This is a genomic window from Thermoplasma sp. (assembly GCF_023256435.1).
Lineage (GTDB): Archaea > Thermoplasmatota > Thermoplasmata > Thermoplasmatales > Thermoplasmataceae > Thermoplasma.
The window spans coordinates 20,056-33,781 of the sequence record NZ_JAGDXM010000039.1 but is presented as its reverse complement, the minus strand read 5'-3'; the positions used below and the strand labels follow the sequence as shown (position 1 = coordinate 33,781).

The following is a 13,726-nucleotide window of genomic DNA, read 5'->3' as shown; positions in this document are numbered from 1 at the left end:
CAGCAAATCCAACAATCTTTGTATATTCAAGAATGGGCAATGAGACAATTAGGAATAGGATAAAGCCAAGAATAACAGGCCACATAGCAGCAGGTCCTGCACTGCCAATGAACGATGACACCTCCATTGGGCCTATTATAGCCAAAACGCCGGCCATAGATATCATCACTAGCCCAAGTAAACCTATGCTTCCCTTGCTCAGTTGATTCTCATTCTCCGAATTATTATGCATCCGATCACCATCCTCATGAATATGAAATCAGAATTATTTAAATTCCTTTCCTAACCTTTTAAATATATTTCGAAACAATAATTACTCAGATAGATCAATCCATAACGTCATATGTCCCGTAAAATTTGTTTCGAACATTACACAAAATGAAGAGAAGTCTCATCATCATTAGCATTTATTGCATCGGCAGGAATCTTTGAGAATATCGATTTACTCAAGATCAATATTACAAAAAATCGGAAACGAAAATATTCATGGATCTGGATCAGTTTCCAGCCATCTTCAATTGACCTTTATCCACTCGATCGACGTTCGGGCATATTGGTGCATCATAAATATTTTTTAATATTGAAGTCACATGTGGTTAAGACTCATTTCTGATGTTTGTTCATATAATATTATGTTAAGACGAAAGATATCAAATATTTGCATATTAATCTACAATAATTAATGAAAATCTTAATTAATAAAATAATTGTTTCTCCCGCATGCAAATATCTGACAATTCGAGCACAACTCTAAAAAAGAATGTAATAGGCGAGTTCAGACTGATATGGCAGGCCATGGGAACTCTATCGATCGCCGCAGATGCCGCATATTTGCTCACCGGTGTCGCTCTGTTTGCTCTTGGTGCAACTCCGCTCTCGATCCTGCTGGGCATTATCTTCTACCTCTTCATAATGAACACAGGGTATCAGTTCTCGAAGTATATTTCATCCGCCGGATCATATTTTACCTTTACATATAAATCTCTTGGAAAGACTGCGGGTGTGTTTCAGGCATGGAACATGTTCTTCTATTCAATACTTGGATATGCTAGCTTTGGATTTCTCGGCCTCGCTTCCTTTATCAGTCTCATCAATCCATCGCTTAGCGGTGCATGGGTATGGATAAGCATTTCAGTTGTCGCTGCTCTGATCGCGTTCCTATTTACATACTTTGGCATCAAGGTAGCAACGGATTACCAAATCTTAGGTGGATTAATCGAGATATCCGTGCTAATAGCTGGATCTATAGCCATCATAGTATCTGCCGGTCATGCTAACACCTTGGCAGTTTTCACGACCAAGTATCTTCCTGGAGGCCTCTCACAGCTATTCTATTCAATGATATATTCCGTCGTTCTATTCTTTGGAACTACGCTTTCAATTACGTCCCTTGCTGAGGAAACTAAAAATTCACATGTTGCTGTCAGGAAAGCCCTAATTTCTACGGTCATAGTCGCGGGCATAACGCTCATATTGGTTTCATACGCGTTCACAATCGGATATGGGCCTGCAAACATGGCAAACTTCGCATCCGCTCCAGATCCGGGGATAATGCTCTTCAAAAAGGCAAGCTACATCCTTTACATACTGCTCATAATCGTAACCATTAACAGTTTTATGGGATACAACGTCTCAGTAAGCAACGCAAACTCGAGGATATATTACAGCTTTGCGAAATCCGGACTCCTCTTTCTGCCTAAATCCATGTCAAAGGTACACAGCAAATACGGATCTCCGTCGGTTTCGGCCATGTTCGTATTCGGCTTATCGCTTGTCCTTGCCATAATTTTCGGCGCGCTTTTCGGGCCTGTAATCGGAGGCTTGGTGATGCTGTTCGCTAATGGCTATTCGGCTTATACTGAGCACATAGTGGCGTCCATAGGGCTTCCATTCTATGCAAAGAAGATGAAAGATTTTCACCTGTTCCAGCACCTGATATTTCCAGCGATAGCCATAGGTGTGCTGATTGCGGTCATGTTCTTCACGATGTATCCTGCACCGCCCTCTTATCCATTCAATATCGCTGCCTATGTTGGCATAGCCTGGATACCCATTTCAGCAGTTATGACATTTGTGGAGATGAAAATACACCCTGACAAAATCGCAATGTATATGCAAGATGTATCGCCTCATGCGACCGAAGCTTGAAAAATAATATCAAAAAATTTTTTCAATCAATATTAATTCATTCCGGTGGCGGTAATGAGATCTTTAGAAGATTCGCATGCTCCTGTGTTATTTCTTCCTCTGCATATTTTTCCAGTTTTATGGAACCATCTTCGTTTATCCTGACCTTATGGAAAAAGAATTTTCTACTGGCAGGATCCGCTGTGAATAGCCTTATCTCGGAAAGAGATCTCAGATATTCCTTCATTGATCTGTCTGATATCAGCGCTGACAGCTGTTTCGTTGCAAGCCAAGCCCGCACATGGATGAGCAGCGCCTTTTTGTATCCAGCGGATTTTAGTGCAGCGATAGTCTTGTTGAACATGCTGCTAACATCGCTCATCTTCTGCTCACCGCCGAACGCGGTATAAACTGCGTCGAATCCTTTATCTACGATGGATCTGGCAGTCTTCTCGATATCATCGCCATAGTCAAATATTGAGATCTTGCCTTCCTCGTATCCATATTTATCGAAGAAAGCTACAGCCGCAGCCGTAGATATCGATTCGCATATTCTGTCTGGATAGCTTATTATCGCCACCTTCCTGAATCCCTGAAACTCATAGATCCCCACGAGCCTTCCCGTCAATGACCGCAGATACACTTCCTGCTCCAGAGACGCTCTGGATGAAGCCATTTCATTTGCCATAGATAAGAATAACTATCATGAATAAAACATTATCTCTTCATAAAGATTCAAAATGACATAAGCTCATATTTATGATTATGAAAATTCTAGGTGGTTCTATGCATAATAGCATATCGACGCAGCGTCGTCTTATATTTTGACTTTACAGATTGACATAACGTACGATGGACATTCAAATAATTTAAAAACTCCATACGTATAATATATCTATGAACATAGAAGTTCTCAGAAAGGAGATGGAAGAATACAATGAAGAACTCATAAAGATGAGACGCTATCTGCACGAGAATCCAGAACTATCATATCAGGAGGTCAACACGGCCAAGTATGTGGCTGACAAGCTTAGATCCTTTGGATTGGAGGTCAGAGAGCATGTTGGAGGTACTGGTGTTGTTGGTCTTATAAGAGGAAAGACTGGTAGAATGACCATAGGGCTGAGAGCGGATATGGATGCCCTGCCTGTAGAAGAGCAGACTGGCCTGCCATTTGCCTCCAAGAATAAGGGCGTCATGCACGCCTGCGGCCATGATTCTCATACGGCAATGCTGTTGGCCGCTGCCTACATTCTTTCCAAGCACAGGGACGAACTTGATGGAAACGTAAAATTCCTGTTTCAGCCAGCCGAAGAGGATGGTGGAAGAGGTGGAGCGCTGCCTATGATCGAGGACGGCGCACTCGAAAACCCCCATGTCGATCATGTATTCGGTCTTCATGTCCTAGGAGATTTTCCAGCAGGTACCTTTGCCATCAGGGGCGGTGCAATAATGGCAGCACCAGATGGATTCAAGATAACGGTGCGCGGAAAGGGCGGCCATGGATCCGCGCCTGCAGACGCTATCGATCCCATATACATCGGATCCAACATAATCAATGCACTCTACGGCGTAAGATCCAGATTCATAGACCAGAGAAAACCAGTCACGATATCGGTCTGTTCAGTCCATTCAGGAACAAAGGACAACATCATACCGGATAATCTGGAGATGCTCGGTACTCTGCGCACCCTTGATGAGGATCTTCGCGCCTTCATAAAGAAGAAGATAGGAGATACTGCCGCTGGCGTGGCAGAAGCATTCGGTGCCAGAGCCGAAACAGAATTTATAGAAAACGCCTATCCGGTGACTTATAACGATCCAAAGATAACAGAAGAGGTCAGGAGCGTCCTTGAAAGTATAAAGGGAATGAAGGTCATAGAAACTGAACCGCTCATGGGAGGCGAGGATGTTTCAAGATTCCTGCAGAAGGCGCCTGGCACCTATTACTTCCTTGGAACAAGGAATGAGAAGAAGGGCATAATTTACCCGAATCACAGCCCAAGATTCACTGTGGATGAGGACTATCTGAAATATGGAGCACTGTCCCATGTCCTAGTGGCCATGCATTTTGCGGGAAAGAAATGAAAGAACCGAATGCATCTGCATTGACCTATGTGCAGATGCATGCGCATTCCAAATTTTCCATCAATCCCCTTAGCGGGGAAGGAGCATTTCATCCTTTCATATGGCCATTGGAAAGACTGGTAATGAAGAGGGCAATGCTGACACCGAAACAGATCGCACATCTGGCAATGAGGGCTGGTATAGATATAGTTGCTATAACGGATCACAATACAGTCCCAGAGCTATCGGAAGATCTTTTGGAACACGTAATACCTGGCGAAGAATGGGGAAATTTCAGGGGGCATGCGAATATAATAGGCATACACGAACCCATAGCTCCGGAAGCAGGATATTTCAAGAGATATACTCTAAAAGAACCCAGAACCTTCTTCGAGGCTGTGAGGATAGCCCATGGTGAGGGCGCGTTTGTAACGATTAATCATCCATTCAAGAGCGATTGTTGGATGTGGGGGTCAGAGTCATATGAAAATGCAGACGCAGTTGAAATCTGGAATGGCCCGTGGAATGAAGAAAATGATCGGGCATTGAAAGCCTGGCAGGATCTTCTGATCGCTGGGCTTCATATTCGCGCCATGGCCGGATCGGACTTTCATGTTAAAGGACTTTTCAGAATAGATAGAAACCTTATAGTCTTTAGGGAAAAAGTGAAGACAACTGAACTAATAGGCAAACTTGATGAAGGTCAGTATTCGCTTGCTTGGTCAAGAGATTCGCCGACAGTTTTCCTTTCGAAGGAACTGGAATATCACATAATAAATTACAGATCCGGTCTTCGTCTCAGGATCATTCATGGCGATTCAGCCGAGGAGATGATTAACCCAGAGCCCGAAGGAAAAATCGAAAATTATAAGGATGCATTCGTGAGGATGGAGCTCTGGGATGGAAATTTACCTACCAGCTTTACCAATGCGGTATTTCTCTAAATTATCCATCATGAAGTTCGGCACCATAGTGATGCACTATCAGATCTTATCAATAACACCCTCATATTTAAAGCAAAGATTTTAGCCATGGTAATCCTATTAATTGCATGGACGGGCTACCCATAAACAAGAAGATACTTTATGGCTTTGGGCAGATCGGAGTCACGATGCCCGCATTCTTCCTTTCAACGTACATATTTGTTTTTTATGCACCTCTGCACGGTAGAGTGATCGTCGATTCGTATATTATAGGCGTAGCCGTCCTTGTAGGTACACTCGTGCAGGCCTTTGCGAACCCGTTCATAGGTCAATGGAGCGATAAGAGCACAAGCAGACTCGGAAGGCGAAGATTCTTTCTCCTGACCGGACTTTTCCCTATAGCTCTTTTTTATGGGCTCATATGGTTTCCGTTTTTGAGCGGCGTCACGATGGGTATACTCCTGGCATTATACCTGATCGGCTTCAATTTCCTTTATGCATATGTCGTATTGCCTTATCTTTCCCTTATTCCAGAGATATCCGTGACGTCAAAAGATAGGGTCATTCTCACAACAATTGCTTCATATTTTTCCATAGTGGGGATAATTTTGGCTTCTCTGCTTCCATCAATATTGCTCACGCTGAACGTGCCCTTTTCATACATAGGACTCATCGTAGCCATTCTGACAATGTTATCATTTCTGATCGTATTTCTATCCATCAAGGAAAATCCAGAAGTGAAAAGAATCCCTGAGGAGTACACCATAAAGGAGGCAATAATCCAGACTTTCAAAAATAGAACGTTCGACAGATATATCCTATCATACCTTTTCTTTCAGTTTGGCTTCTACTTCTTTCTCTCCTCTCTAGGCTATTTCATAGAGAACGTCGTACTCCCAGGTAACGTGCATTATGAAGCATACATCGGCCTACTCACCCTAATTGCTGTTCTTTCAACCATTGCGTTTTCTCCATTGCTTGTCTTTTATTCCAGAAAACATGGTGAAAAATCTGCCTTCATCCTGTTCACCGCCATCCTAGGTATAGTTCTCGTCTCCGCGTTTTTCGTCGGGATAATTCCGTTTGGCACACGCATCATTCAGATGATAGCGATAATGATTTTAGCCGGCATTGGATTGACGTCATATTTCATATTGCCAAATGCAATCGTATCTGAAATAATCGATGAAGACGAACTAACGACGGGATACAGAAGGGAGGGTATGTACTTTGGTATCCAGGGTCTTCTCGAGAGAATACCATCCGGTTTGTCTGGGTATGTGCTTGGCGCATGGATATCATATCTCTACCTACCAACCAACAACGAAGTTTACATAAGATCTCTGGCGCTCATTGGAGGCCTCACCATTATATTAACATCACTGTTATTCATAAGGGTGCCATTAAAGGAGAACATAAAGAAGATGCAGCGCTCATGAATATCACCGTTCCACAGGCACTGTATACCTTTATAAAATAGATCCGCGTGGAAATGCATGTCCATTAAAGATATACAAATACGCATCCGATAGATAGCCTAGGACGGTGGATTCGGATCGGTTAGATATCCTGATCTTCCGCATAGATCAGGTCTTAGCCTTAAGCGAGGCCTGAACATACATTCCTGAACTGCCAGGAAAATGAATGCCTGTGAGACATCCACCGTCATTTTCATCAATGGTTTCACAGGCAAGTCCATGATCCATGGGAAGGCTTTCAAGGATCCTGGCATCAGAGAGCGAAGACAGTATCATGGAATAATGATGATGAAGCCATGGATGATCGACGTGCATATTTCCCAAACCACCATATCTTCCCTGGATGTAATAAGGATTCTTCTCAGACATTATCCAGTTCGCTGTTTTCCTGAATACAGGATCATGAGACTCGGAAAAACCAAAATACGGGAACAGCAGTATTGAACCGGTTGGATCATCATAAAAATTATATTTTCCAGCCAGATCTGTCGAATACACAAACTGACCTTCCTTTATCATATTGATCATTATGTCTCTCCTTATATATTCAGCGAGATCTATAAGGCGTTCAGAAATAGCACCCTTCAGATAGCCAGCTAAATATCTCATGGAATACCATAGCGCAACATTGTTGTAGGTCACATATGGGTATTCAACCGGATCGTCAGAGCTGTTTAAGACGGTCGAGTAGAGATTGAATTTGTCGTTTTTGAAATGACTCAGGTCGGCAAGCAGTTCCTTAGAAAGGGAAGCAGCTCTAGAATCCGATAGAACTCCATATTTTATGGCGTGCGCCAGAAGCAAAAAATGATAAGCAAGCTGATCCAGCTCGAATCCATCATACAGTATACGACCATCGAGATATAAAGCATGGATACCTCTGTTTCTCCAATATTTCTTCAACAGATCATCGATAAGCTCTCTCGCCCGATCCTCATCGAATCGCTCGATCACCGGAAGAACCCAGAATATGAAGTCACGGGCCCAGTATCCCGCGGAAACATAATAATATGGACTTTTGGACGCCATTATACAGTTCTCTTGCGCATCGATACACCGAGAATTCGAGAGAAAGATGGAGAGCATTGCATTCGAGATTAGTCTGCTATTTCCATGAAGCGAATCAAATTTAAGGAGGAAATTATCGGCCTCCGACCTAAGTGTGACCATACCAATCCTCCTTAAGGAAATGCCGGAGAGAATCGCTCTGTCTGGCGTATCTCCCACCGTAATTATTGTACCATCATCAACCTCACTAAATGCGATAGCTGGCAATTTTCCAGAAACCTCCGAAAAGTATACTGGATTGCTGCTCCAGGGTGATCTCATTGATCTGACAGCATGCGATATGGGCCAGAATATCGTTGAGTCTGATGAAGTAACTTCAAACCTCCCCTTCCTTGATATGAAGAGTCCTGGTCTATCAGGTGGTATCACGATCTCGATACCATTCGAGAAGTGATGATTGCTTATCCAGCCCGGCTCAATACCCTCCGTCTCACTGAATATCCCTGATATAACGAAACAGTGCAGGATAGAAGCCGTGCAGATCGGAAAACATATTTTCAGCTTACCTCCGTCGAAGATCAATGAAAAATAATAATTTCCACCAACTGAAAGATCCTTCCTTTGAGATATCTGCGGAGACGTTATGATGGGCTGGGAATGCTTTTCTTCCAATCGTATCACCTGATATCCACGCTGATTACACCCTCTGGTAATTTTAGATCGAGACCAACCAGATCCTCTCTTCTTTGAAATTCATGCGGATCAAAGCCTTCTGGAGCTATCATATCCTGGAAACCGGTGGTCGGTACATTCCCCACATAGGAGAGGCGTTCATCTGTTCCCATAGCCTTCTTGATTATGGCCGATTCTCCCTCGAAGTTTATTCCCATGAAGCCTCCGATCATCATGGGATTGACTGCATAATCCACTCCCGGGATCCTCTGTGCAATATAGTATGAAGAATCCATCCATTCCTCTGGCTGCCATCTGCCATTTTCAAGGAATGAGTTCCATTTTACATCATTAGCGTCCGGCTGCAGTATAACCCTGCTCTCATATAGTCTTGAAATATAATCTGGCATGAAAGCGTCCAGGCTTATGGCAATTCCGAATTTTATCCCCTCAAGCTGGAACGGCCTGACATCGTCCATCGATCCGGAATCTATGCCTATATTCCTTTCCAGATCGGTAAGATAGACCTTCCTCTGTTTAAATACGACGTTTCCCATCGTATCGAAGACGTATGCCGTGTTGTATATACGCGGTGTTTCTGTTTCCTCAGGAATATTCCCGCAGGCCAAAGCATAGACCTGATACTTTCTTGACATCTCGGAGAAGAAAGATAGAAAGCTATTCCTTGTTTCCTCACCGACTGATAGAAATATGGATCTGAATGTTCCTGCATCCGATGACTTCGGAAATTCTCCACCATCAGCAGTTTCATCGATCTCTATTCCAAACTTATCAATTACATGCCCCAGTGACATGGGTAGCCCTGTCTCTTCAGGAAAGATCAGGAAATCGCCCGGTTGAGAACGCCTGAAAATATCCTCAATATGGTACCTGTATGTGTTCAGATTCAGGTCTCTTGATCCTATCTTGAGCTGTACTGCAAGAATACGCATGATAATATATTGAAATACCTAGCTTAATTTTATTCTTGCTTTTCCAAGCATAGACATCAGATTTTAAGATTCGTTATATATGATCTGTATTGATATATATAATTGACAAGGTTTAAGTATGTGATTTATGATATACTAATAACAGTTAGTATATAACTGTTGGAGACTGTAAAATGGAGAAGAAAGCAATAATAGCAATCATTGTTGTTGTGGTCGCAATAGCTGCTATAGCTGGAGGCATAGAGTATCATAATCTTACTTCTGGACCGGCGAAAACGTCCATTGTCTTTTCTGGCTGGGTCTCTAGCGGTGAGGAGTACACATTCGATGTGCAAATGGTGAATGAATTCAATGCCATGCATTCGAATATCTCCGTCAAATTCGTGCCGATAACGAGCAATTATTATGGAACACTGGAGACTGAACTCGCATCCAATTCCGGACCTGCAGTGTTCTATATGGAGAATGATGTTCTGCCTGAATTCGTCAAGGGAGGCTATCTGCTGAATCTCACGCCCGTACTGACCTCCAACACTACCTACAATCTGACCGGCTTCGCCCCACAGATACTAGATACATTCATGCAGCATAACCAGCTCTACGCTGCACCGAAGGACTGGAGCCCACTCTTCGTCCTGTTTAACAAGAACATATTCAATGCGGAACATGTCCCGTATCCCACCAATTACAGTGCATGGAACTGGACAGCTTTACAGCACACGCTGGTCATGCTTAAGCAGAACGAGAGCAAGCTACCTAATGGTGGAAGCGGGTACTACCCAATGGTTGTCGGCCCACAGTTCGCAAGGATACTGGCGTTCATGCATGAGGCCGGTGGGCAATGGATAAACCAGACAGGCACCGGAGCTTCGCCCAACAGCGCCGGCCTGAAGACAGCGATCAACTTCTGGTATGGACTGTACTCCAGTGGACTGGCCGGTCTCAACTCTAACCTGAGCGCTGGATGGAACGGTGGTGATTTCGCGTCAGGAAAGGTAGGTATGGTCGTAACAGGCACATGGACTGTACCTGTACTGTTTGCAAACGGCTCCTATTTCAAGAACGATACCTCGGCGATCGGATACGCCTTCATGCCTTACGATGTCCAGAATGCAACCATGATGTTCAACGTGGGCCTAGCGATCAACAGCCATCTGACACCAGCTCAGACATGGGCTGCTGAGCAGTTCGTCATGTTCTTCACAGGACCATCTGGAGAGAAGCAGTGGGTATCCAAGGGCCTGGCTCTGCCTTCAAGAACCGCGATACTCGAGAGCAGCTGGTACAAGACGAACTTCCCAATACAGAGCTTCGCCGGAGAACAGTTCCCGCATGCGTACGGATGGAACTACAACACAACCAATTTCCAGGCCACTGAGAGTGCTGCACACAGCATAATAGTGGATCTATTTGCAGGGAAGATCACACCGGACCAGGCATACGATGAGATCATAAATGAAACGAACACAAACCTTAAAGGTACTTCCACACTCTGACCCCGGTGAGGTCTGTGGAATCAAATATATACAATAAGGAAAACATAAAAGTGAGAGAGGGGAAAAAACGTAAGGATCCGGAGAAGGTCACCGGGATCATATTCGTGATCCCGCTCATGATCTTCATAACGGTCTTCACCTTTTTTCCGGCGATATATTCTTTTGTCATAAGCCTGTTTCATTATGATCCGTTCTTCCACAGCATATATTTTGTTGGCATCAGCAATTACGTTAACGTAGTAAAAGATCCAGCCTTTTTGATCGCATTGATAAATGTCCTGATATACACCGCAGTGGTCGTAACGATTCAGACCTTCTTGGCCTTCGGTTATGCCCTCCTGTTCAATACGGCTTCGAGGATAAGCAGAATCGCAAGAGCCATAGTGTTCATACCGGCCGTCGTTTCGCCGGTATCAATGTCGATCATATTCATATGGGTATTCTCCAACACTGGGCTTGTCAATTACATATTATCGTTCTTTGGAATCCCTCCGCATAACTGGCTCTTCAGCACTAGATATGCATTTCCGGCTATAATGGCCATGAATATATTCACAACCGCACCCTATTTCATGATCGTATACTCTGCAGGACTGCAGTCCATACCGCAGGAGGTCATGGACGCGGCCAAGATAGACGGCCTCAAGTCAGGACTCAGGAGGTTCAGATACATATACTTCCCATTGATGAGATTTTCCACCATACTTGTGGTGATCCTTGGGCTGACCGGGGCGATGCAGCTCTTCGATCAGATATACGTTATAACGGATGGCGGACCCGCCAGGGCAACCTACGTGCCGCTCATGTACATATACAACAGAACCTTCGTTTACATAGGCGACATAGGGCTCGCAGCTGCCGCGTCGTTTGTCCTTTTCGTGATCATACTTGTGCTGACGATCACGCAGAGAAAAGTAATAACTGAGAGGAGGTGGTGATGTGTTCAAAAGCGGACGAATAAAAAAGAATATTAACGTTGGTGAAGCTGCAAAGACCTATCTTATATACGCTATTTCCATAATTCTTGCCATTGTCTACCTTGTTCCCTTTTACTGGACAGTGATAAAGGCATTCAGAAACAGCATTTTCGCCAATTTCCCACCCAATATGGATCCACTCAGCCAGACGAGCATATCGTATTTCATAACAAATCTCAGAACAGTGTGGGGATTCGGCGACTTCCCGCTGTGGTATTTCAACAGCGTCTTCGTTTCCATATGCGTTGTTGCCGGAAGCGTATTCGTGGGAATGCTTGCCGGATATGCCTTTGCGAGGCTAAGATTTCCTGGGAGGGATTATCTATTCTATGCAGTCTTGGCTACACTGATGATTCCGTTCCCAGTTATATCCATTGCGTCCTACGTGTTCATGCTTGACCTGAACTGGCTCAGCACGTATCAGGGCCTGATACTTCCGCAGATTGCCTCTGCTCTGGATGTCTTCATAATGAGGCAGTACTTCCTCACCATACCGGAGGAGGTGGAGCTGGCTGCTAAGATCGACGGCATGAGGCCATGGCAGATATTCTTCAGGGTGAGCGCGCCAATGGCAAAACCGGCAATAGCGGCAGCAACCATATTCTCGTTCATAGGATCATGGAATAATTTCCTGTGGCCTCTCATGGAGGTTCACAGCCTCAACATGTTCACGCTACCTCTGGTTCTCAACTTTTTCAAAGGTGCCAATGGAACGCAGATATACTGGAACCAGATGATGACCGTAAACATTCTGACGATGATACCTACCATAGTAATATTCATCGTATTCGAGAAGTACTTCATAAGTGGCATATCTATGAATTATTACAGGTGAATTTATGAGCGTCATAATTCAGAATCTAAGCGTAAGATATGGGGATAAAGAGATATTGAGCAATTTCAATCTCAAAGTTGATGACGGCGAATTCTTCGTTATCCTTGGATCGTCCGGAAGCGGAAAGACCACTCTACTGAGGAGCATAGCCGGTCTGATACCTGTGGATTCTGGGCGAATATACATCGATGACAGCGACGTAACGGATCTGTATCCTTCGGATCGCAACATAGCCATGGTCTTTCAGAACTTCGCGCTCTATCCACACATGAAGGTATTCGATAATATATCCCTCAATCTGAAGATAAAGCATGTACCAAAGGAAGAGATAAGGAAGAAGGTGGAGGAAGTTGCGAAGATCCTGCACATAAGTCAGCATCTTGACAAATATCCAAGGCAGCTCTCCGGCGGTGAACAGCAGAGGGTTGGGATAGCCAGAGCGATGGTCAGAGACCCATCAGTATTTTTGATGGACGAACCGCTGTCCAACCTCGATGCAAAACTACGCCGCGAGATGCTGGGTGAACTTCGTTCGTTTCACGAGAAGGTCAAGAAGACGATCATCTATGTGTGCCATGATCAGGATGAGGCCATGGCCCTTGCGGACAGAATACTGGTCCTGAACCAGGGAAGGATCATGCAGATGGGCACTCCTGACGATCTCTATGATCATCCTGCAAACGTATTCGTCGCAGGATTCATCGGAAACCCACCTATGAATATATTGGAATGTGATCTGGAGCATAAAGACGAGGGGACAAGGATAGGCATCTCCAATGCGGGATACATCGATATTGATGAGATAGTCCCTGAGGGCAAGGCGTATATTGGCCTCAGACCTGAGATACTGGGTATGTCTGAAAAGGACGGATTGTCTGCAATTTTCGATTATTCCATAAATTCTGGACTCAACGTCGAGGTGCATGCTAAGATGGGAGAGACGCCCATCAGAGCGGTTATTCCAAAGGATGAGGTATCTTCGGAGCTTAGAGATCTAAAGAACGGTGAAATGTTTCACATTGAAGTAAAGCCAGGCAGAGTGTATCTGTTCGATCGCATGAGCGGTTCGCTGATAAGGGAGGTTGACTATGGTACTTCCAGAAAGATCAAGGAAGCTGATTGAGGAGGCCAGAGGCCTGAATATTGAAGATAACTACAGGGACATGCGGCACTGGGTCTTTACCCCCGCA

The 13,726-nt window shown here is 44.4% G+C and carries 11 protein-coding genes and 1 pseudogene; 8 read left to right on the top strand and 4 right to left on the bottom strand.

All coding sequences use genetic code 11. The annotated features are described in order from the left end of the window. Positions 1-232, bottom strand: a pseudogene (locus Q0C15_RS05050) (hypothetical protein); the annotation flags it as partial. Between the two features lie 488 nt (positions 233-720). Here Q0C15_RS05050 and Q0C15_RS05045 point away from each other — a divergent pair. Continuing rightward, entirely contained in the window at positions 721-2,148 is a 1,428-nt protein-coding gene (locus tag Q0C15_RS05045) for an APC family permease (RefSeq protein ID WP_297217004.1), read from the top strand. A 37-nt stretch (positions 2,149-2,185) separates the two neighbouring features. On the opposite strand, the gene Q0C15_RS05040 is transcribed toward Q0C15_RS05045, so the two are convergent. After that, positions 2,186-2,815 carry a hypothetical protein gene (locus Q0C15_RS05040; protein WP_297217001.1) on the bottom strand — a complete coding sequence of 210 codons (630 nt, stop codon included), beginning with the start codon at positions 2,813-2,815 and terminating at the stop codon, positions 2,186-2,188. A gap of 209 nt (positions 2,816-3,024) precedes the next feature. Here Q0C15_RS05040 and cpsA point away from each other — a divergent pair, with 209 nt between their 5' ends. The 3 genes from cpsA to Q0C15_RS05025 all read left to right on the top strand — a co-directional run bounded on the left by cpsA (position 3,025) and on the right by Q0C15_RS05025 (position 6,556). Next, positions 3,025-4,215 (top strand): carboxypeptidase CpsA, encoded by a 1,191-nt coding sequence (gene cpsA / locus Q0C15_RS05035; RefSeq protein ID WP_297216999.1) that lies wholly within the window; start codon positions 3,025-3,027, stop codon positions 4,213-4,215. Beyond that, positions 4,212-5,138 (top strand): CehA/McbA family metallohydrolase, encoded by a 927-nt coding sequence (locus Q0C15_RS05030; RefSeq protein ID WP_297216997.1) that lies wholly within the window; start codon positions 4,212-4,214, stop codon positions 5,136-5,138. The genes cpsA and Q0C15_RS05030 overlap by 4 nt, the downstream gene beginning before the upstream one ends. Positions 5,139-5,245: 107 nt before the next feature. After that, entirely contained in the window at positions 5,246-6,556 is a 1,311-nt protein-coding gene (locus Q0C15_RS05025) for an MFS transporter (protein WP_297216995.1), read from the top strand. Positions 6,557-6,703: 147 nt separating this feature from the next. Here the strand turns inward: Q0C15_RS05025 and Q0C15_RS05020 are convergent, their stop codons facing one another. Together Q0C15_RS05020 and Q0C15_RS05015 are read right to left on the bottom strand one after the other, a co-directional pair. After that, positions 6,704-8,275: a glycoside hydrolase family 125 protein gene (locus tag Q0C15_RS05020; protein WP_297216993.1), complete on the bottom strand. Its 1,572-nt coding sequence runs from the start codon at positions 8,273-8,275 to the stop codon at positions 6,704-6,706. A gap of 5 nt (positions 8,276-8,280) precedes the next feature. Further along, positions 8,281-9,228 carry a carbon-nitrogen hydrolase family protein gene (locus Q0C15_RS05015; protein WP_297216991.1) on the bottom strand — a complete coding sequence of 316 codons (948 nt, stop codon included), beginning with the start codon at positions 9,226-9,228 and terminating at the stop codon, positions 8,281-8,283. Positions 9,229-9,401: 173 nt separating this feature from the next. Here Q0C15_RS05015 and Q0C15_RS05010 point away from each other — a divergent pair, with 173 nt between their 5' ends. Genes Q0C15_RS05010 through Q0C15_RS04995 form a run of 4 tightly spaced genes read left to right on the top strand, consistent with a single transcriptional unit; the run spans position 9,402 to position 13,659 of the window. Next, complete coding sequence (locus tag Q0C15_RS05010; protein WP_297216989.1) at positions 9,402-10,724, top strand: extracellular solute-binding protein; 1,323 nt, start codon at positions 9,402-9,404, stop codon at positions 10,722-10,724. 14 nt (positions 10,725-10,738) lie between these two features. Beyond that, on the top strand, positions 10,739-11,662 hold the full coding sequence (locus Q0C15_RS05005; RefSeq protein ID WP_297216987.1) for a carbohydrate ABC transporter permease: 924 nt from the start codon (positions 10,739-10,741) through the stop codon (positions 11,660-11,662). Position 11,663: 1 nt separating this feature from the next. After that, positions 11,664-12,536 (top strand): carbohydrate ABC transporter permease, encoded by an 873-nt coding sequence (locus Q0C15_RS05000; protein ID WP_297216985.1) that lies wholly within the window; start codon positions 11,664-11,666, stop codon positions 12,534-12,536. Positions 12,537-12,540: 4 nt separating this feature from the next. Beyond that, on the top strand, positions 12,541-13,659 hold the full coding sequence (locus tag Q0C15_RS04995) for an ABC transporter ATP-binding protein (RefSeq protein ID WP_297216984.1): 1,119 nt from the start codon (positions 12,541-12,543) through the stop codon (positions 13,657-13,659). Positions 13,660-13,726 lie beyond the last annotated feature (67 nt).

Bases quoted from the DNA above. Each gene is read 5' to 3' on its own strand.
- Q0C15_RS05045 (WP_297217004.1), top strand. From the start codon at position 721: ATGCAAATATCTGACAATTCGAGCACAACTCTAAAAAAGAATGTAATA.
- Q0C15_RS05010 (WP_297216989.1), top strand. From the start codon at position 9,402: ATGGAGAAGAAAGCAATAATAGCAATCATTGTTGTTGTGGTCGCAATA.
- Q0C15_RS05015 (WP_297216991.1), bottom strand. From the start codon at position 9,228: ATGCGTATTCTTGCAGTACAGCTCAAGATAGGATCAAGAGACCTGAAT.
- Q0C15_RS05040 (WP_297217001.1), bottom strand. From the start codon at position 2,815: ATGGCAAATGAAATGGCTTCATCCAGAGCGTCTCTGGAGCAGGAAGTG.
- Q0C15_RS05025 (WP_297216995.1), top strand. From the start codon at position 5,246: ATGGACGGGCTACCCATAAACAAGAAGATACTTTATGGCTTTGGGCAG.
- Q0C15_RS05030 (WP_297216997.1), top strand. From the start codon at position 4,212: ATGAAAGAACCGAATGCATCTGCATTGACCTATGTGCAGATGCATGCG.
- Q0C15_RS04995 (WP_297216984.1), top strand. From the start codon at position 12,541: ATGAGCGTCATAATTCAGAATCTAAGCGTAAGATATGGGGATAAAGAG.
- cpsA (WP_297216999.1), top strand. From the start codon at position 3,025: ATGAACATAGAAGTTCTCAGAAAGGAGATGGAAGAATACAATGAAGAA.